Origin of the sequence: Lactobacillus kalixensis DSM 16043, from assembly GCF_001434335.1 — a bacterium.
Taxonomy (GTDB): Bacteria; Bacillota; Bacilli; order Lactobacillales; family Lactobacillaceae; genus Lactobacillus; species Lactobacillus kalixensis.
The window spans coordinates 1-19,877 of record NZ_AZFM01000006.1; the positions used below are offsets into that span (position 1 = coordinate 1).

Sequence of the window (19,877 nt, forward strand, 5' to 3'; positions counted from 1 at the left end):
AAAAGCCAAGAGCCACGCAGAAAGAGCGTGATTCTTGGCTTTCAAGTTTCAGTTAATACTTCTAGAGGTAGCTTAATTGATCAAGCTGCATTAATTGCCGCACTTAAGAGTGATGAGATTGCTGGCGCAGGACTCGACGTCTTTGAAAATGAGACTAAACCGGATCCAGAACTTGTAGAATTGGACAACGTAGTAATGACTCCACATGTTGGAAGTGCAACTCATCGAGCAAGATATCGTCTTACTAAAGAAGCAAGCAAAAATATTATTTCTTATCTCAGAGATGGGAAAACATTGAATCAAGTTAATTAAGATAAAAAATAAGCTGTAATTAAAAATTACAGCTTATTTTACAATAAACAAAATTATGTTAAGTTATTTATCTAATTGGCTGTGGCGATAGCCATAAACTAAATAGATGACAACACCAATTGCTAACCAAATTCCAGCTAAAATGAAAACATCCTTGTTAAGTTGGAAAATCATGAAGATACAGAATAATCCAGAAAGGATAGGAACGACAGGATAACCTGGAACTTTAAAACCATCGTTTGGAATATCCTTTCTTTTTCTTAGACGTAAAATACCAAATGAAACAAGAGTGAAGGCGAATAATGTACCAAAACTAACTAAGTTAGTTAATTGGTCAACTGAGAAAAATGCTGCACCAAGAGCGATCACAATAGTTACTGCAAGTAATGAACGTTCAGGCGTACTATGTTTTTCATCTAATTTACTAAAAGTATGAGGTAATAAACCGTCTCTTGCCATTGCATAAATCAAACGAGAGCTTGAGTAAATCATTGTGAGCATCATTGTTGCCATTCCAACCATTGCCCCTAGAGCAAGAAGTTCAGCTACCCAATCTTGGTGGACATATTGCAGTGCAAATGAAACAGGGTTGGCAATGTTTAATTTAGTGTAATTAACCATTCCTGTTAAAACAATTGAGACACCCATGTAAAGAACTACAGCAACCGCTAAAGTTCCGATGATTCCTAGTGGCATGTTTTTTTGTGGTTTTTTAACTTCTGCAGCAGAACTTGAGACAACATCAAATCCCAAGAAAGCAAAGAACACGGTTGTTGCCCCCTTAATTACTCCAGACATGTGATAAGGTAAGAATGGCTTATAGTTGGCAGGCTTAATAAAGTTCAAACCAACAAAAATAAAGATTAAGATAATGGCAACTTTGATAATAACAGCGATATTGTTGATTTTAATCGAACTTTTCATTCCTTGAGCCAAAAGAGCGGCGATTAAAACGATGATTAAAACAGCAACTAAGTCGAAATAAACTCCATTTTTAGGATCAAAAGGACCAGAGAACGCTTTAGGGATGCTTAGTCCAAATGGCTTGATAAATGAAGAAAAGTATGATGACCAACCTGCTGCAACAGCTGCCACTGATAGCATATACTCTAAAATTAAAGCCCAGCCCATTAACCAACCAACAGATTCACCGTAAATGATACTACCATATGAATAAGCTGATCCGGCGACAGGAATTGAAGATGCAAATTCTGCATAGCACATACCTGCCAAAACACAAATAATTGCTGCCACTAAAAAAGATAAACTTACTCCAGGTCCAGCAGTTGTAGCTGCGACTGTTCCAGGTAAAATGAAAATTCCTGTTCCGATAACAGCTCCAACGCCCATTGCAATTAAGTCAAAGGCAGTTAAGGATCTTGAAAATTTAATATCTTCTCCCAAGAATGTTTTAACTTTTTGTTTGCGAAAAATGTTTACTCGCATAAAACTCCCCCTAAGTATCGTTAGATAGATTTTTTAATTCGTTTTTTGTACCAAATGAATGCTAAATAGATGAAAGCAATCAATAGTAAACCGGCAACAATGAGTGAATATTCTTCAAAAATGGTAACAATTACTTCCCATTTTTTTCCCATGTAGGCGCCTAAAGAAATTAAAACCGCATTCCAAACTAAGCTACCCAGAGTAGTTAGAATAAGGAAAATTGACATTTTAGTTTTAGCAATTCCCGCTGGAATTGAGATTAAGCTTCGGATTACTGGAACAAAACGGCCAAAAAAGACGGCTTTTACACCATGACGGTTGAACCAAGCGATTGTTTTATTTACATCATCTTTTTTAAATCCTAGTTTTTTAAAAAAAGAATGATCTAATAATCTTTCTAAGCGGCTTTCGTTTAATAAAGTACCTAGCCAATACAGAATCAAAGCACCAATTACTGAACCGATCGTCGCAGCAATAATAAGACCGAAGACGTTCAGACTTGTAGTGTCAGTTAAAAATCCACTAAAGGATAAGATTACTTCTGAAGGGATAGGTGGGAAAATGTTTTCGATTGCTATTAAAATAGCAACTGCGATATAACCAAAATCATTAATAAAAGAAAAAATCCACTCTATCATAAAAACTCCTTAAAATTATTATTAATCATTAATATAGCAAAAAAAATATAGGAACGCTATTTAATACTTGATAAAAGAGTTCTTCTTATAAATATGTTAAAATTTGTTGTTGAATTTAGGGAGTGATTTTTTTGGCAACAGAATTAGTTGAAAACAAGTTAAAGCTTTTACCAGAAAAACCTGGCTGCTATTTAATGAAAGATATAAACGGCACTGTCATTTATGTTGGTAAATCTAAAAATTTAAAAAATCGAGTTAGATCTTATTTTAAGAGTAAGCAAGTCGGTAGAAGAGCAGAGTTAGTTAAAGAAATTCGAGATTATGACATTATTACTGTCTCGACTGATAAGGAAGCTTTCTTGCTTGAAATTACTTTAATTAAGAAATATCAGCCGTACTATAATGTGCAATTGAAGCAAGGAACAGGGTATCCTTATATTGAGATTACTAACGAACGTGATCCGCAGACTAAATTAACAAGTGTAATTCATAAAGATAAGGGGTATTATTTTGGTCCATACCCTAATGTTTATGCTGCTCAAGCAACTTTGAAATTTATTCAAAAGGTTTTTCCATTAAGAAGATGTAATGGCCATCAAGGTAGGCCGTGCTTGTATTATCATATGGGCCAATGTTTGGGAGCTTGCTTTAAAAATGTACCTCAAAAAGAATATGATGACCAAATCAAGAGAATTAAAAGATTTTTAAATGGTGATATTGCCTCAGTTAAGCAAGACTTAATCCAAAGGATGGAAGAAGCTTCTGCTGATTTGGAATTTGAACGTGCTGCTGAAATTCGTGACCAGCTTAAATATATTGAAGAAACTGTTGAAAAGCAAAAAATTATCTCAAATGATAATACTCAACGAGATATTTTCAATTTCTATGTTGATAAGTCCTGGTTATCAGTTCAGATTTTCTTCTTAAGACAGGCAAAGTTGCTTAGAAGAGAAACAAAAGTGTTTCCTTTAACAGAAGAAAACGAGCCAGAAGATGAATTTACTTCATTTATTGTTCAGTTTTATGGTCAAAGAAATCGTGTTTTACCAAAAGAAATTTTAGTTCCCGAGGGAATCGATAATGAAGATTTATCTGAAATTCTGCATGTTCCGGTTAGAACGCCACAAAGAGGGCAGAAAAAAGCACTTCTTGAAATGGCTAAAGAAAATGCAAAATTGAAGTTAGATGATAAGTTTAGATTGCTTGAATTAGGGAATCGTAAAACTAAAGGAGCACAAAAAGAAATTTTCGATGCACTTGGGTTGCCATATGGGCACGTGATCGAAAGTTTTGACCACTCACATATCCAGGGAGCAGATCCGGTTTCAGCTCTAGTTGTTTTTAAAGATGGTGAACCAGATAAAACATCTTATCGTAAATACAAGCTTAAGGGTGAAGTTGAACACCAAAATGGCGGAGACGAACTTCGTAATACTCGCGAAGTTGTGAGAAGACGATATGGCAGACTGCTGCGTGAGCATAAGAAAATGCCGGATCTGATTTTAATGGATGGTGGTCAAATTCAAGTTGAGGCTTGTGAGGACGTTCTGCGAAATGAATTGAATTTAAATATTCCAGTTGCAGGGATGGTTAAGGATGATAAGCACAGAACTAACCACTTATTATTTGGTGATCCAATTAATGGAGAAGCTTTTAAACTGATACCACTCGATCCTAAATCTCAAGGCTTCTACTTAATGACGAGAATTCAAGACGAAGTCCACAGGTTTGCAATTACCTTCCATAGAAGGACACATGCAAAGAATGCTTTATCAAGCCGATTAGATGAAATTAAAGGAATTGGTCCTAAGAGCAGAAATAAATTACTTCGTGAATTTGGCTCCCTTAAAAAGATTAAGGAAGCATCAATTGATGATTTAAGAAATGCAGGATTAACTTTAACTCAAGCGCAATCAGTAAAATTAACCTTGTAAATTGATTAAGAGTGGCTAAATGAGGCTATTTGTGTGGTATTATAGTAAAGTTAGACAAGACGGAAAGGGGTTTTAACATGTCTACATTTGTAGATCAAACAAAAATTGAAGTCCAAGCCGGAAAAGGCGGAGATGGCATGGTAGCCTTCCGCCATGAAAAATACGTCCCAAACGGTGGCCCAGCCGGTGGTGATGGCGGTCGTGGCGGTAGTATAATCTTTGTTGCTGATAGCGGATTAAGAACTTTAATGGATTTCCGTTATCGCCGTAAATTTAAAGCTGATAATGGTGAAAATGGTCGAATTAAGTCACAATATGGCCGTGGAGCTAAAGATCTTTATTTAAAAGTTCCAATTGGTACTACAGTTTATGATTTTGACACTAATGAATTAATTGGTGATTTAGTAGAAAATGGTCAAGAATTAGTTGTAGCAAAGGGTGGACGAGGCGGACGAGGTAATATCCACTTTGCTACTAGTGTCAATACAGCTCCAGAAATTGCTGAAAACGGTGAACCAGGTGAAGATCGAGTTTTACGCCTTGAACTAAAGATGCTTGCTGATGTTGGATTGGTCGGATTCCCTTCAGTAGGTAAATCAACTTTACTTTCAGTAGTAACTAAGGCAAAACCAAAGATTGCGGCATATCAGTTTACGACTTTAACACCTAATTTAGGAATGGTAATTTTACCAGATGGTCGTGACTTTTCAATGGCAGATCTTCCAGGATTAATTGAAGGAGCAAGTCAAGGTGTTGGCTTAGGTATTCAATTCTTGCGTCACATTGAAAGAACTAAAGTTATCTTGCACTTGGTTTCAATGGATCCAAATAATGGTCGTGATCCTTATGAAGATTACGAAGCAATTAGAAAAGAGCTTGGAAATTACACCACTGATTTAACTCAGAAGAGAGAATTAATCGTGGCAACGCAAATGGATATCCCAGGTGCTGATGAAAAATTTGCTGAATTTAAAAAAGCATTAGCAGAGCATAATGTTGATGAACCAGTTTATCCAATTTCGAGTGTGACTCATGAAGGGGTTACTAAGCTTATGCAAGATGCAGCAAGCTTAGTGGAAAAGGTCGAAGAAGAACGCAGTCAAGAAGTTCAAGAAACTCCAGAAACTAATGCTAAGACTAAAGAATACAAGTTTAAGGCCCCTAAGACTAATGAGTTTACTGTTGAAAGACTTAGTGAACATGAATTTGAAGTTCATGGTGAATCACTTGAGCGATTGGTTCAAAGAATTAATCTCGACCATCAAGATGGTATTATGCTGTTAGCGCGTAAGTTAAAGAACTTGGGTGTTGATGATGCTTTACGTAAAGCTGGAGCAGTTGATGGGGACGATGTTTACATTGGAGATTTCAACTTTGAATTTGTTCAATAATATTTATTTAGAGAAGTTAATATAATGAAAAAGAATCAGTTTATTACTGGATATTCAGGACTTAGAGCATTAGCGGTAATCGGGGTAATTTTATATCATCTTGATCCAAATACTTTTATCGGTGGCTATCTTGGTGTACCGATCTTTTTTGTGTTATCAGGGTACCTAGTAACCGATCATATGATGAGATCATATGAGGCTCAAGGAAGTTACGACAATAAGAAATTCTATATTAGTAGAATTAAACGGCTATATCCACAAATGATCACAGTTCTTTGGTTATCAGCGGCTTGGATTCTTCTTTTTCAAAGGAATCTTCTAGCAAAACTTAATCAGATTATAGTGACTAATTTGCTTAATGTTTATAACTTCTGGCAAATTTCTAACGGTCAAAGCTATTTTGAAAGATTTGCCGCTAATGAATCTCCGTTTACTCATTTATGGACGATGTCAATCGAAGGACAATTCTATATTCTGTGGCCAATTGTGATGTTCTTGCTTTATAGATTTGCTAGAAAGCGAAAAACAATCTTTTGGATTTTGTTTAGTCTTTCAATTGTTTCTGCAATTGAAATGGCAATTCTGTACTTAACAGGTGCTGATATTAACCGTGTTTACTACGGAACAGATACAAGATTTTTCTCATTGGGTATTGGAGCAGCAATGGCTATTATTTGGCCAATTGAAGACTTACGCGAAAATATTGCAAAACGTGATAGTCGAGTCCTAGATTTAACTGGATTAATTGCTTTTGCTGGGATGCTTTTGATGTTCTTTAGCAGCAACATGAATCCTCAAGCAGCATTTACCTATTGCGGTGGAATGTTGATCTTTACTTTGCTTGTGGCAATTATGACTGCAATTATTGCGCATCCAGGAAGCCACTGGAATCGTATTTTGACTAATCCTATTTTTAAATGGATTGGTTCAAGGAGTTACGGTATTTACTTGTATCAATTCCCAGTTATGATCTTTTTTGAAGATAAGTTAACTAATATTGCTGATCATCCAACTCTGTATCATATCTGTGAAATTTTGATCATCTTACTTTTAAGTGAAACTTCATATCGTTTGATTGAAAAGCCATGCAGTAAGATTACTTGGCAAAAGACAAAACAATATTTTGCACAAGTTTTTGATACTCAAAGAAATAATTATGCTCAGAAGTTTCAAGCTGCTTTTGCTACAATTGTCTTAATTGTTGGTTCTATTGGAATTGGTATTTCACCTTCTGTTAAAGGAGAAGATTTTAATAAGTCTCAGCTAGCAGAAAGAATCAATGCTAATCAGAAAGAACAAAAGAAAGATAATGCAGCTTTAATAGCCAAAATGAAGAAGAATAAAAAGACTAAAAAAGTCGATTCAAGTAAGGCAATGAAAGAGGCAAGAAAGCAGGCAAAAGAGAGCCCAGTAAATAAACGATTTACCAAATATGGTATTTCGCAAGTTGATTTGCAATTGGCACAAAATTTAAATGTTACAGCTATTGGGGATTCTGTTATGGCCGGGTCAAGTGATGATCTTAAAAAATTAATGCCTAAAGCAATTATTGATGCGGCTGTTTCTAGACAACTAAACGTTGCTTTTGATCTTTTGAGTAGCTATCAGAATCAAGGCGCACTTGCTGACAATGTTTTGATCGGATTAGGAACCAATGGACCATTTTCAATGGGAGATGTTGATCGATTGATGAAGCAAGTGGGACCCGATAGACATGTTTTTTGGATTAATGTTCATGTGCCTAGTCGTACTTGGCAAAAACCGGTGAATGATTTGATAGCACAAGCTGCCAAGCACTATTCAAATTTAACAGTGATAGATTGGTATGGATATTCTAAGAGTCACCCAGATTGGTTCTATGAAGATCATACCCACCCAACACCAACCGGGTCGATGTACTATAGTGCTTATATTGTTAAATCGATTGTTAAGCACACGAAATTTTAGAATGGGATTTTAATGGAAATACAATTTTTAGGAACAGGAGCAGGACAACCAGCTAAACAGCGTAATGTTGCTAGCTTAGCATTAAAACTGCTTGATGAGTTAAATGAAATTTGGTTATTTGATGTTGGTGAAGCTACGCAGCACCAAATTTTAAAAACAAACATCCGAATGAGAAAAATTACTAAGATATTTATTTCTCATAATCATGGGGATCATATTTTTGGCTTACCTGGATTATTGGCTACACGTTCATTTCAAGGGGACGTGGGGCCGTTAACTATTTATGGTCCTCCAGGACTTGAACAATTTGTTAAGACGTCTTTGCGAGTTTCTAGAACCAAGATAAGTTATCCAATTAAGTTTGTTGAACTAACAGAAGGTGGATTAATTTATGATGATCATGGTTTTAAGGTTTATACAGACAAGCTTGACCACCGTGTACCAAGTTTCGGTTATCGTGTAGTTGAAAATTCTCGCCCAGGTGAGCTATTAATGGACAAATTAGCAAAATATAATATTCCTAATGGGCCATTATTTGGTAAACTGAAAGCAGGGGAACAAATCGTTTTAAGTAATGGTACTATTCTTGATGGTAGAGACTTTTTAGGCCCTGCTAGACCTGGTAGAATTGTCACAATTATCTATGATACTCGCTCTACCCCTACAATTGCTAAACTTGCTAAAGATGCTGACGTTTTGGTGCACGAATCAACTTTTGCGGGTAATGAGGCGAAATTAGCGCATTCATACTACCACTCAACTTCGGTTGAAGCTGCAGAAGTTGCGCGTGATAATGGCGTTAAAAAATTGTATTTGGATCATGTTTCTGCTCGTTATTTAGGTAATAAAGCTAAAAAATTAGTAAAACAAGCACAAAAAGTATTTCCAAATACATTTTTAGCAAATGATTTTGATCAAATTACGATTCCAATGAAAGGAACTGAAGAATGAGTGATTCATTGAGAAATAAAGTTGTAGTTGTTACTGGAGCTTCTAGCGGTATTGGACGTTCAATCGTTTTAGAAACTGCTGGGCGTGGTGCCACAACTATTTTAATTGCTAGAAATAAAGAAAAGTTAGAAGAAATTTCTGCTGAAGCCAAAGAACTTTCAGGTGCAGATTCATTTGTTTTTCCAACTGATCTTGGAAAGAGCGATGAAATTGAGAAAACTTTCAAAGAGATCATTGCTTCGGTTCAACATATTGACTTTTTGGTAAACGCAGCTGGATTTGGTAAATTTGAAAACTTCATGGATTCTAACATGAAGGACGCTACCAATATGTTCCAAGTAAATGTATTAGGTTTGATGTACCTAACTCGTTTAGTTGGTCGTGTAATGATGGAACAAAAGACCGGACAAATTATCAATTTCGGTTCAATTGCAGGGAAGGTTCCAACTACTAAGTCAGCCGCTTATAGTGCTTCTAAAGCTGCAGTCATCCAATTTTCAAATGTTTTAAGACTTGAATTGAAGCCATTTGGTGTTAAGGTGATGACTGTTAATTTAGGTCCTGTTTACACTAATTTCTTTAATATTGCAGATCAAACTGGTGAATATGTCAAAAACGTTCAAGAATTTATGCTTGATCCAGATGACGTTGCTTGGCAAGTAGTTCATTATTTTGGAAGTAATAAGCGAGAATTAAACTTGCCACTAAGTTTAGCTGTTGCAGCAAAACTCTATAATTTATTCCCAACTATTGGCGATAAGATTTCATTAGATTTTGCTTCAAGAAAGTAGGATTATAATGAATGATGCCAAGAAAAAACAATTAAATATAATCATCGGTTCAGTTATTACTTTGTTAGCAGTGATTTTTGTTGTTTTAAACACAAATCCAGTAGCAATAAATTTTGGATTTTTCAAAGTGAAATTACCGTTAATTATTGTTTTAGTAGTAATGGTAATCGTCGGAATCTTACTTGGATGGTTCCTAGGACAAGGAAATCAATTTAAGAAGAAAAATTAAAACCTTGATTTATAAGCGATTCAATAGTATCATTGAACCATATGAGCGATTGAACTTGTTGTCATACAAGTTATTAGCTTAAGACTACAATAAAGGAGATCTAAATCAATGGCAGTTCCAGCAAGACATACTTCTAAGCAAAAGAAACGTTCACGTCGTGGTCATATTAAGTTAACTGTTCCAGCAATGCACTATGATGCAACTACTGGTGAATACCGTTTAAGCCACCGCGTTTCACCTAAGGGTTACTACAAGGGTCGCCAAGTTGTTAGCGAAAACAACGCAAGTGACAATAACTAATTAAAAGACACCCGGCTATGTGGTGTCTTTTTTTATGCCTGTTTTTAGAAGGAAAGATTATGAGATTAGTTTTTTTACATTCTAGTGATACACACGGTTTTTTATTGCCGACTGATTATCAAAATAAAGACGATTATGATGCACCATTTAGTTTAAGTAGAGTTAGTTCGACTATCAAAGCAGAAAAAGCTAAATATGGCGCTGATAATGTGATTGTAACTGATTCAGGGGATTGCCTTCAAGGTTCACCTCTTGCTTCTTACACGCATGCTTCTGATGTGGATGATTATGATAATTTGCATACCTTTACTGAAGCATATAACGAAGTAGGCTATGATGCACGTTGCCTTGGCAATCATGATTTTAACTTTGGGCAAGATTATCTTGCCTACTATGTAGAACACAATGAGGCACCAATGCTTAATGATAATGTTTTGGATGCTGAAACAGATACACCAGCATTTGGACAAGAATATACTATCGTTGAACGAAACGGTATTAAAGTGGGCTTATTAGGAATTACCACTCAATACATCCCTCATTGGGAACCTAAAGAAAACGTTGCTGGTTTAAAATTTGTCTCTGCTTATGAAAAAATCAAGCATTTTGCTAAAATTTTACGTCCACAAGTAGATGTTTTAGCTGTTCTTTACCACGGAGGTTTTGAAAGTGATCCTGTAACTGGAGAAGCAACTGAACCACATCGTGGTGAAAATGAAGGTTACAAGATCTTAACTGAAATTCCTGAAGTTGACGTCTTTTTAACGGGTCACCAACATCGCCGCTTGAATGTTGTTACTAAAAATACTGCAATTGTTCAACCAGGCTATCGCGGAGAAGCAATTGGTGAAGTTATTTTAGATATTGATGATAATACTAAAAAAATCAAGAATATGTCAGCTGAATTAGTTGACACTAAGGATTATGATCCAGATCCTGAAATCGTAAAAATTGTTAAAAACCTTGATCAAAATACTCAAAAATGGCTTGATCAGCCAATTGCCACTTTAAGTGAGCCAGCACCAATTGAAGATGCAATGAAGGGACGTTTAGAGGGTGCACCATTTATCAACCTTCTTCAGCAAATGCAGATCTGGTTCACAGATGCTGATGTTTCTGCTACTGCCGTAATGAGTGAGAAAGCAAAAGGATTTGGAAAAGAAGTCACAATGCGTGATGTGCTTTTGAATTATCCATATGCTAACCAATTATGCAGAGTAAGATTAACCGGTAAAGAATTGCGTCATATTATCGAACACAGTGCTGGTTTTCTTGAAAAGACCGCAGATGGTGAGATAAAGTTCCTTGATCGATGGATTAAGCCTAAGCCGCTACTTTATCATTTTGATGTCTTTTATCCAGTTGAATATGAAGCTGATCTTTCTAAGCCATCTGGTAAGCGATTGACAAAGTTAACCCTTAACGGAAAACCGATTGAAGATGATCAAATTTATCATTTAGCTGTTAATAATTATCGTGCAATGGGCGGAGGATTTTATCCTGAATACAGCATGGATAAGATTGAATTTACCCTCGATAAGGATTATGTTCAAATGTTTACTGAATATTTAACTAAGAATCAAGTTAAAGTTGATACCAAGAAAAATTATCGCTTCTTTTAGGGAATAAAAAAGCCACTAGCAATGCTAGCGGCTTTTTAAATATAAAATCTTATTTTAATTTAGAAAACTTACTGTTGTCTTTGTGAGAATGAGCAGTAATCGTTGGAATAATTGCTGCAAAGAGGATTCCAAAGACAACGCCAATAATTAGAGCATCTTTAGCGTTAAACGTGCTAGAAGTTAAAGGAGCAGCAATAAAGCCGATAACCATCATGTAAATGACGCTCCAAACAATAGTTACGATATAGCGACCCATAAACATTCCTTCTTTCAGAAGCAATTTTATCAAAAAGGCAACTGATTTTCAAACGCAAAATAACCTGAAATAATCATCAGGTTTGGTATACTTATTTTAATGAAAGGCGGCGAGACGATGAAAGTTGCAGCACTTCAAAATATTAGTTCTTTTTCATTGCTAGAAAGTCCAACTAGAATCAAAGATCTATTGATTTCTGCTAAGAAAGAAAATTATGAAGCCGTTGCTTTAACTGATATTAATGTTACATACGGTTTGGTCAATTTCTTTGAACTTGCAAAAGAAGTTGGCATAAAAACAATCTTGGGGATGCAAGTTAGAATTAACGGAGTTCTAGATACAACAGAAAAATATAACTTGATCGTTCTTGCTAAAAACAATAAAGGCTATCGCAATATTTTAAGAATATCTAGTGCGATTAATTTGCTTACTGATAATGGACAAAATAATCATTTAGTCACTTTGGAAAAGCTGGAAAAGTATTTATCTGATTTAGTGGTCATTGTGCCAGCTAACGCTCAGAGCGAATTACACCGCTTATCTATTGAAAACGATCAGTTGGGCAGTGATTACATTAGACAGCTTAAAAAACGATTGCAAGAGTCGTGTGACCTCTATTTAGGGGTTTATGCAAGAGATGCTCAAAGAAATTACATAAATTATGTTCATGGCTTGTCAAAGCAATTTGAAATCCCGCTTGTAGCAGTAGAGGATAGTCAATATTTAAAACCACAGGATCATTTTTTAAAAAAGACGCTGCATGCAATAAAAACAGGTGATAAGCTGCATGACATAACTGCTTTAGCTAAACAAGAGGGCTCACATTATTTGGCATCCGCTGAAGAAATGCTAACACGCTATCATGATTTTGATCTAGATGAAGCAGTTAATAATACTTGGCGAATTGCTGATAAATGTAATGCGGAAGTTATTTTCCAAAAGCCAGTTTTACCTAAATACCATCAAGGCCAATTTTCTAGTTCACAAGCATATCTGCACCATTTGGCTCAAAGTGGACTTGAAGATCGTTTTACAAATGGCGATGTACCTGAAGAATATCAGAAGCGTTTGGATTATGAACTCCAAGTTATCCATGAAATGGGTTTTGATGATTATTTTTTAATTGTTTGGGATGTTATCAATTTTTGCCATCGAACAGGTATTACTACTGGTCCTGGACGTGGGTCAGCATGTGGATCTTTGGTTTCATATTCTTTAAAAATTACCGAAGTTGACCCATTAGAGTATCATCTTTTGTTTGAAAGATTTTTGAATCCGGCGCGACATGAAATGCCAGATATAGATTTAGATATTCCAGATGTTAAACGTGATCAAGTGATCAGATATATGTACGAAAAATATGGTATGGATCACGCTGCTCAGATTTTGACTTTTGGTACTTTAGCAGCCAAGCAAGCTTTAAGAGATACAGGGAGAGTATTTGGTTTATCTACTGTGGAGCTAGATAGATGGTCAAAGGCTGTACCATTTTCAAAGACTAAAATCACTTTGAATGAAGCTTATCAAGAATCACGTGAAATGCGATTAATTGTTGATTCTACTCCTCAAAGCAAGCTGCTATTTCAAACGGCTAGAGCACTTGAAGGTTTACCGAGACATTATTCAATTCACGCAGCTGGTTTAGTAATAAGTGATGATTCAATTGCAGGTATTTCAGGTCTTCAAGCAGGTCCATTAAAAATTCCTGTAACGCAGCAAACTAAGAAGTATGTTGAAGCGTTAGGGCTTTTGAAAATTGACTTCTTGGGTCTAAGGAATTTGACGATTTTGGGTGACACTCTTGATTTAATTAGAAGTCAGGGAATAAAGATTAATCCAAACAAAATTCCGTTAGATGATCCGCAAACCCTAGCTTTGTTCAGAGCCGGTAAAACTGATGCGATTTTTCAATTTGAGTCAGCAGGAATTAGACAGGTTTTAAAGAAACTGGAGCCAGATAATTTTGAAGATTTAGTTGCTGTTAATGCCTTATACCGCCCAGGCCCAATGCAGAATATCGATACTTTTATTAATCGAAAAAAAGGACAAGAAGCAGTCAAATATCCAGATCCAAGTTTGAAGCAAATTTTAGCACCAACTTATGGTATTTTAGTTTACCAGGAACAAGTTATGCAGACCGCTCAAATTTTGGCAGGTTTCAGTCTAGGTGAGGCTGATTTACTTCGAAGAGCGATGTCAAAGAAAAATCAAAAATTGATTGATGAAGAGCGGAGTAAATTCATTGCAGGAACAGTCAAAAATGGTCGTGATAAAGCTGTAGGCGAGCGGGTTTACCGATATATTGAGCAATTTGCTAACTATGGTTTTAACCGATCACATGCAGTGGCTTATACAAAAATTGCATTTTGGCTTGCATATTTGAAAGTTCATTTTCCAGCTGCTTTTTATACAGCACTGTTAAATTCATCTGCTAGTGGGTCCAAAGCACAGACTTACATAATGGAAGCTCAAGAAGCAGACATTCGGATTTTACCGCCAGATATTAATACTAGTGACGTGGATTTTAAATTGAGTAAGGACAATATCTTGGTTGGGTTCAAGGCGATTAAAGGATTGCGCAATGATTTCATTAGAGAAATTGTGACTTTGAAGCGTCCATTCACTTCTTTTGAAGATTTTTTACGACAAATTAATCCGAAATTTTTACAAGAAGATGCAATCAAAGCCTTGATTATGGCAGGATGTTTTGACAATTTAGAAGCTAATCGGAATTTGCTATTGTTAAATTGCAAAGATGTCATTGAGAATATTCAGTTAACCGGACAGAATCTATCTCTTTCGGTAAGCTTGGGTGGTGTTCCATTAAAAGAAGCTGAGCCGGTAACTAGCGCTGAAAAATCTGAAATGGAAGAGAAAGTATTAGGCTTTTCTACTACCACTACTCCATTGATTGCTGTTCAAAAATATGCTAGACGCTTTAACGCCCGTTTACTTGATCATTTTCAAATTAACGATAGTGGAATTGCAGTTGGTAAACTTATGTCATTAAAACCAATTAGAACAAAAAAAGGTACAGTCATGGCGTTTGCGAGTTTTGCAGATTCAAGTTGCCGTCAGGAAATAACTATCTTTCCTGGAATATATGAAAAAATCCATGGAATTCTAAAAGAAGGGGATATTTACTTATTAGGAATTCGGACCCAAAGTGATCGTTATGATTCGAGCAAGGCACAATATTTGCTAACCAATTTGAAACGAGTGAATTTTCAAGAATAGTTAAAAATTAAAAAGCTTAAAAGATTACGCTTGTAAGCGAATACAATTAAAAAGCCCGATAAATCAATAAATTTAAACCACTTTTTATGAGATTTTTGGCTAAAAAAATGTTAATATTTAATTGATGTGAGAAATTACACAAATAATCATGATGAGGTGAATTCATGAAACGGATTGGTATTTTAACTAGTGGCGGTGACGCCCCTGGTATGAATGCAGCAATCAGAGCTGTTGCCAAGACTGCCATTCACCATGGACTTGAAGTCTACGGGATTCGTTATGGTTTTGCTGGTTTAGTTGCCGGTGACTTTATTCCGCTTACTGCGGAAGACGTTGACCATAAGATTAGCGAAGGTGGTACTTTCTTGTACTCTGCTCGTTTCCCTGAATTTGCACAAGAAGAAGTGCAAAAGAAGGGTGCAGAACAATTAAGAAAGCATGGTATGGATGCTGTTGTCGTAATCGGCGGTGACGGTTCCTACCATGGTGCTTTGGCTTTAACGCGTCTTGGTATTAATTCAGTAGGTTTGCCAGGAACTATTGACAACGATATTCCTTATACTGAATATACTATCGGCTATGATTCTGCTTGTCGTACTGCTATGGACGCAATCGATAAGATTCGCGACACAGCAAGTAGTCACCACCGTGTATTCATTGTAAATGTAATGGGTCGCGAGTGCGGTGACATCGCAATGCGTGTTGGTCTTGCTAGTGGTGCAGATGCAATTGTTATTCCCGAACGTCCTTACGATATCGAGAAGATTGCAAATACTCTTAAGCAAGGTTTTGCTGATGGTAAGGACCACGGTCTTGTTGTATTAGCTGAAGGCGTGATGAGCGCTGATGAATTCAAGGAACAACTTGCAAAATACGCACCTGACCTTGATATTCGTGCTAATGTACTTGGCCATATGCAACGTGGTGGTTCACCAACTGTTGAAGACAGAGTAAATGCTACTAAGATGGGTAATTATGCTGTTAACTTACTTCTCGATGGTAAAGGCGGCTTGGCTGTTGGCATGGAGAATGGTAAGCCAAATACTCACGACATTCTTGATCTGTTTGAAGGTAAACACCAAGGTGACTTTTCACTACTGGATGTTAATGAAGAAATGACTAAAGATTAGTCAGTTTTTGGAGAGGATTTTTTTATAATGAAGAAAACTAAGATTGTTAGTACTTTAGGGCCAGCTTCAAATGATGTTGAAACTATTACTGCTTTAGCTGAAGCAGGTGCAAACGTATTCCGTTTCAACTTCTCACACGGTGACCACGAAGAACACCGTTCACGTATGAACATGGTACGTGAAGTGGAAAAGAAGACTGGTAAGCTTCTTGGTATCGCACTTGACACTAAGGGTGCAGAAATCAGAACTACTGACCAAGAAGGTGGAAAGTTCACTATCAATACTGGTGACAAGATCCGTATTTCTATGGATGCTACCAAGACTGGTAACAAGGACATGATTCACGTAACTTACCCAGGTTTGTACGATGATACTCATGTTGGTGGTCACGTTTTAATTGATGATGGTTTGGTAGACCTCTTAATCTTAGAAAAAGATGACGCTAAGAAAGAACTTGTTTGTGAAGCTCAAAACACTGGTTTAATCGGTTCAAAGAAGGGTGTTAACGCACCAGGTGTTGAAATTCGCCTCCCAGGTATTACTCAAAAGGATACTGATGACATCAACTTTGGTTTAAAGGAAGGTATCAACTTCATCTTTGCATCATTTGCACGTAAGGCACAAGATATCTTAGACATCCGTAAGCTTTGTGAAGAAGCAGGTGCTGACTACGTTAAGATCTTCCCTAAGATCGAATCACAAGAAGGTATCGACAACGCTGACGAAATTTTACAAGTTTCAGATGGTTTGATGGTTGCTCGTGGTGACATGGGTGTTGAAATTCCATTCATGGAAGTACCATTTGTACAAAAGAACTTGATCAAGAAGGCTAACGCACTTGGTAAGCCAGTTATTACTGCTACTCAAATGCTTGACTCAATGCAAGAAAACCCACGTCCAACTCGTGCCGAAGTTTCTGACGTTGCTAACGCTGTTCTTGATGGTACTGACGCAACTATGCTTTCAGGTGAATCAGCAAACGGTTTGTACCCAGTTAACGCTGTTAAGGCAATGGCTGAAATTGACGAACGTACTGAAAAGCAAATGCTTAAGCGTAACACTTTAGCTCTTCAAAGATTCGAAGACTACAAGGGTTCAAACGTAACTGAAGCTATTGGTGAATCAGTTGTACGTACTGCTCAAGAATTGGGCGTTAAGACTATTATTACTGCTACTAAGTCAGGTTACACTGCACGTATGATTTCTAAGTACCGTCCTAACGCTGACATCGTAGCTATGACTTTTGATGAAAAGATCGAACACTCATTAGCAGTTGTTTGGGGTGTAACTCCAGTCTTAGCTGAAAAGCCTAAGTCAACTGATGACATGTTCGAAAAGGCAGCAGAAGTTGCTAAGGAAAAGGGTCTTGTTAAGGATGGTGACCTTGTAATCATCGTTGCTGGTGTTCCAGTTGGTGAATCAGGTACTACTAACGTTATGAAGTTACAAATCATCGGTAACAAGCTTGCTCAAGGTTTGGGCGTTGGTAACGGTTCTGTTGTTGGTAAGGCAGTTGTTGCATCTTCAGCTGAAGAAGCAAACAGCAAGGTTAAGGAAGGCGACATCTTAGTTTCTAAGGTAACTGACCCTGACTACATGCCAGCAATCAAGAAGGCTTCAGGTTTAGTAGTTGAAGCTTCAGGTTTGACTTCACACGCTGCAGTTGTTGGTTTGTCATTAGGTATCCCAGTTGTTGTTGGTACTACTGATGCACCTGAAAAGATTTCTGATGGTTCAACTATCACTGTTGATGCTCGTCGTGGTGCTATCTACCAAGGTGAAATCTCAAACCTTTAATCCAAAAATAGATTAAAAATTCAAATAAAATAGTCAGCTTTTGGGCTGGCTATTTTATTTTGCTTAAAATTTGCGTATACTGGTAACAAGAATATGTAAAGTAGGAGATTAAAATGCTGGGAACAATTCAAACTGGAAAAATTATAGATGAAAATAAAAATGCTTATTATGTTCAAATTGATGGTGTTACCTATGAATTAAAGCGCCAAGAACTGACACAAGATGAAATTCCAAAATTGGGCGACGAAATTACTGGTTTTATCTACGATAATAAAAATCATGATCGTGAAATGACGCAATTCTTACCATTTGCAGGACCAGATCAATATGGCTGGAGTAAGGTAACAGAAGTTAGACCTGGATTAGGTGTTTTTGTTGATATTGGTTTACCAGATAAAGATGTAGTTATTTCAATGGATGATCTCCCATTTGATAAAAATCGTTGGCCAAGAAAAGATGACCGCATTTTAGTGTGTCTAGAAACTGACGAAAAAGACCGCATTTGGGCAAAAATGGCCGATGAAAATATTTTTGAACAGATTTCTGCGCACTTTCCAAATAACATGAAAAATAAGAATGTTTTCGCAACAGTTTATGCAAGTCGTGATATTGGTGCTTTTGTTTTAACTAATGATTATTACTTGGGCTTTGTACATGAATCACAAATGGCCGGTACATTACGTTTGGGTGAACAATTTAAAGCTAGAGTAATTGGAATTAGTCAGTACGGTAGACTTAATTTGAGCAGCTTGCCACGTGCCTTCGAAGAAATTGATGATGATGCACAAATGATCTTGATGAGTTTACGTCGTAAAGAAACTAAGAGCCTTCCATTCTATGACAAATCAGATGCACAAGAGATCAAGAACTACTTTGGAATTTCTAAGTCAGCTTTTAAACGTGCGTTAGGTCATTTGCTTAAAGCAAAGTACATTGTTGAAGATAAGGAAGCCGGGAACATTACTTTAATTAATGATCCAGAAGATAGTGAAAATGAATAAATTAAAAGATCAAATTGACGACTATTTACGTTTTGGGCAATTAGAACGAGGGCTAAGTGAAAATACAATTACTGCTTATCGTCAGGATTTATATGAATTTTTAGATTTCTTAAATGATGAAAATTTCACTTCATGGCCAACAGAAGCAACTGATATTGATGCTTTTCTAGCTAGACAAAAAGATTTAAATAAAGCTTCAAGCTCAATCAGTCGAATGATTTCCAGTTTACGAAAATTTTATCAATGGCTTGCTAGACAAAATATTCAAAAACTTAATCCTATGATTGAAATTGATGCTCCAAAAAAAGAGCGTCGATTACCAGTTGCATTGACTGAAAAAGAAATTGAAGATTTATTAGCTCAACCAGATATTAATAAGAATCTAGGTATTCGTGATCGTGCATTGCTTGAAACGATGTATGCAACAGGAATGCGAGTTAGTGAGGCAATCAATTTAAAATTGGAAGATATTCACGCTGAGTTGAATCTTGTTAAGGTATTTGGTAAAGGTTCAAAAGAAAGGCTGATACCTATTAGTAGTGTCGCAATTGATTGGATTAATAAGTATTTAGAAGAAGTTAGAATGCCTCTTTTAATGAAAAAAGGCAAAAATACTGAAGTTGTATTTTTGAATAATCGGGGCGGCGCAATGACTCGGCAAGCTGTTTGGCAATTGATTAAACGGTATTGTCAACAAGCTGGAATTACAAAGGATGTTACTCCCCATACTTTGCGTCATACTTTTGCGACACATTTACTTGAAAATGGGGCTGATTTACGAGTTGTACAAGAAATTTTGGGACATTCAGATATTAGTACAACTCAGATCTATACCAATTTGACGCAAAAACATATTCTTAAAGTGTACCGAGAAACTCATCCACGGACTTAGGTG

17 protein-coding genes are annotated in these 19,877 nt (G+C 36.4%); 14 read left to right on the plus strand and 3 right to left on the minus strand.

Annotated elements, in window-relative coordinates; genetic code table 11:
- On the plus strand, positions 1-312 hold a 312-nt coding region (locus FC46_RS03010; protein ID WP_269079428.1), incomplete at its 5' end, for a 2-hydroxyacid dehydrogenase.
- Between the two features lie 63 nt (positions 313-375).
- Here FC46_RS03010 and FC46_RS03015 read toward each other — a convergent pair.
- Together FC46_RS03015 and FC46_RS03020 are read right to left on the minus strand one after the other, a co-directional pair.
- Positions 376-1,758, minus strand: coding sequence for an APC family permease (locus FC46_RS03015; RefSeq protein ID WP_057797712.1), 1,383 nt, complete (start codon positions 1,756-1,758; stop codon positions 376-378).
- Between the two features lie 20 nt (positions 1,759-1,778).
- Positions 1,779-2,396 carry a DedA family protein gene (locus FC46_RS03020; RefSeq protein ID WP_057797715.1) on the minus strand — a complete coding sequence of 206 codons (618 nt, stop codon included), beginning with the start codon at positions 2,394-2,396 and terminating at the stop codon, positions 1,779-1,781.
- Between the two features lie 131 nt (positions 2,397-2,527).
- Here FC46_RS03020 and uvrC point away from each other — a divergent pair, with 131 nt between their 5' ends.
- The 8 genes from uvrC to FC46_RS03060 all read left to right on the plus strand — a co-directional run bounded on the left by uvrC (position 2,528) and on the right by FC46_RS03060 (position 11,561).
- Positions 2,528-4,330 carry an excinuclease ABC subunit UvrC gene (gene uvrC, locus FC46_RS03025; protein ID WP_057797718.1) on the plus strand — a complete coding sequence of 601 codons (1,803 nt, stop codon included), beginning with the start codon at positions 2,528-2,530 and terminating at the stop codon, positions 4,328-4,330.
- Positions 4,331-4,407: 77 nt separating this feature from the next.
- The gene (gene obgE / locus FC46_RS03030) at positions 4,408-5,721 is read left to right on the plus strand and encodes a GTPase ObgE (RefSeq protein ID WP_057797720.1); all 1,314 of its coding nucleotides are present in this window, start codon (positions 4,408-4,410) and stop codon (positions 5,719-5,721) included.
- A 24-nt stretch (positions 5,722-5,745) separates the two neighbouring features.
- Entirely contained in the window at positions 5,746-7,668 is a 1,923-nt protein-coding gene (locus FC46_RS03035; RefSeq protein ID WP_057797722.1) for an acyltransferase family protein, read from the plus strand.
- Positions 7,669-7,680: 12 nt separating this feature from the next.
- Positions 7,681-8,619: a ribonuclease Z gene (gene rnz / locus FC46_RS03040; RefSeq protein ID WP_057797724.1), complete on the plus strand. Its 939-nt coding sequence runs from the start codon at positions 7,681-7,683 to the stop codon at positions 8,617-8,619.
- Entirely contained in the window at positions 8,616-9,410 is a 795-nt protein-coding gene (locus FC46_RS03045) for an SDR family NAD(P)-dependent oxidoreductase (protein WP_057797726.1), read from the plus strand. Before rnz ends, FC46_RS03045 begins: the two co-directional genes overlap by 4 nt.
- Before the next feature lie 7 nt (positions 9,411-9,417).
- A complete protein-coding gene (locus FC46_RS03050) occupies positions 9,418-9,639 on the plus strand; it encodes a lipopolysaccharide assembly protein LapA domain-containing protein (protein ID WP_057797728.1) in 222 nt (73 codons plus the stop codon).
- A 108-nt stretch (positions 9,640-9,747) separates the two neighbouring features.
- The gene (rpmF, locus tag FC46_RS03055) at positions 9,748-9,939 is read left to right on the plus strand and encodes a 50S ribosomal protein L32 (protein ID WP_057797729.1); all 192 of its coding nucleotides are present in this window, start codon (positions 9,748-9,750) and stop codon (positions 9,937-9,939) included.
- Positions 9,940-9,998: 59 nt separating this feature from the next.
- Entirely contained in the window at positions 9,999-11,561 is a 1,563-nt protein-coding gene (locus FC46_RS03060) for a bifunctional metallophosphatase/5'-nucleotidase (RefSeq protein ID WP_057797731.1), read from the plus strand.
- Between the two features lie 49 nt (positions 11,562-11,610).
- Here the strand turns inward: FC46_RS03060 and FC46_RS03065 are convergent, their stop codons facing one another.
- Positions 11,611-11,817 carry a YjzD family protein gene (locus FC46_RS03065; protein WP_057797733.1) on the minus strand — a complete coding sequence of 69 codons (207 nt, stop codon included), beginning with the start codon at positions 11,815-11,817 and terminating at the stop codon, positions 11,611-11,613.
- 117 nt (positions 11,818-11,934) lie between these two features.
- On the opposite strand from FC46_RS03065, the gene FC46_RS03070 reads away from it, so the two are divergent.
- The 5 genes from FC46_RS03070 to xerD all read left to right on the plus strand — a co-directional run bounded on the left by FC46_RS03070 (position 11,935) and on the right by xerD (position 19,874).
- A complete protein-coding gene (locus FC46_RS03070; protein ID WP_057797735.1) occupies positions 11,935-15,054 on the plus strand; it encodes a DNA polymerase III subunit alpha in 3,120 nt (1,039 codons plus the stop codon).
- Between the two features lie 164 nt (positions 15,055-15,218).
- On the plus strand, positions 15,219-16,184 hold the full coding sequence (pfkA, locus tag FC46_RS03075) for a 6-phosphofructokinase (protein WP_057797737.1): 966 nt from the start codon (positions 15,219-15,221) through the stop codon (positions 16,182-16,184).
- Between the two features lie 27 nt (positions 16,185-16,211).
- Positions 16,212-17,981 carry a pyruvate kinase gene (gene pyk, locus FC46_RS03080; protein WP_057797739.1) on the plus strand — a complete coding sequence of 590 codons (1,770 nt, stop codon included), beginning with the start codon at positions 16,212-16,214 and terminating at the stop codon, positions 17,979-17,981.
- Positions 17,982-18,094: 113 nt separating this feature from the next.
- A complete protein-coding gene (locus FC46_RS03085) occupies positions 18,095-18,982 on the plus strand; it encodes a CvfB family protein (RefSeq protein ID WP_057797741.1) in 888 nt (295 codons plus the stop codon).
- Positions 18,975-19,874: a site-specific tyrosine recombinase XerD gene (gene xerD, locus FC46_RS03090; protein WP_057797743.1), complete on the plus strand. Its 900-nt coding sequence runs from the start codon at positions 18,975-18,977 to the stop codon at positions 19,872-19,874. The genes FC46_RS03085 and xerD overlap by 8 nt, the downstream gene beginning before the upstream one ends.
- The last annotated feature ends 3 nt before the right edge of the window (positions 19,875-19,877 follow it).

Coding starts and splice junctions, on each gene's coding strand:
- FC46_RS03015 (WP_057797712.1), bottom strand. CDS start 1,758: ATGCGAGTAAACATTTTTCGCAAACAAAAAGTTAAAACATTCTTGGGA.
- FC46_RS03020 (WP_057797715.1), bottom strand. CDS start 2,396: ATGATAGAGTGGATTTTTTCTTTTATTAATGATTTTGGTTATATCGCA.
- obgE (WP_057797720.1), top strand. CDS start 4,408: ATGTCTACATTTGTAGATCAAACAAAAATTGAAGTCCAAGCCGGAAAA.
- FC46_RS03035 (WP_057797722.1), top strand. CDS start 5,746: ATGAAAAAGAATCAGTTTATTACTGGATATTCAGGACTTAGAGCATTA.
- rnz (WP_057797724.1), top strand. CDS start 7,681: ATGGAAATACAATTTTTAGGAACAGGAGCAGGACAACCAGCTAAACAG.
- FC46_RS03045 (WP_057797726.1), top strand. CDS start 8,616: ATGAGTGATTCATTGAGAAATAAAGTTGTAGTTGTTACTGGAGCTTCT.
- FC46_RS03050 (WP_057797728.1), top strand. CDS start 9,418: ATGAATGATGCCAAGAAAAAACAATTAAATATAATCATCGGTTCAGTT.
- rpmF (WP_057797729.1), top strand. CDS start 9,748: ATGGCAGTTCCAGCAAGACATACTTCTAAGCAAAAGAAACGTTCACGT.
- FC46_RS03060 (WP_057797731.1), top strand. CDS start 9,999: ATGAGATTAGTTTTTTTACATTCTAGTGATACACACGGTTTTTTATTG.
- FC46_RS03065 (WP_057797733.1), bottom strand. CDS start 11,817: ATGGGTCGCTATATCGTAACTATTGTTTGGAGCGTCATTTACATGATG.
- FC46_RS03070 (WP_057797735.1), top strand. CDS start 11,935: ATGAAAGTTGCAGCACTTCAAAATATTAGTTCTTTTTCATTGCTAGAA.
- pfkA (WP_057797737.1), top strand. CDS start 15,219: ATGAAACGGATTGGTATTTTAACTAGTGGCGGTGACGCCCCTGGTATG.
- pyk (WP_057797739.1), top strand. CDS start 16,212: ATGAAGAAAACTAAGATTGTTAGTACTTTAGGGCCAGCTTCAAATGAT.
- FC46_RS03085 (WP_057797741.1), top strand. CDS start 18,095: ATGCTGGGAACAATTCAAACTGGAAAAATTATAGATGAAAATAAAAAT.
- xerD (WP_057797743.1), top strand. CDS start 18,975: ATGAATAAATTAAAAGATCAAATTGACGACTATTTACGTTTTGGGCAA.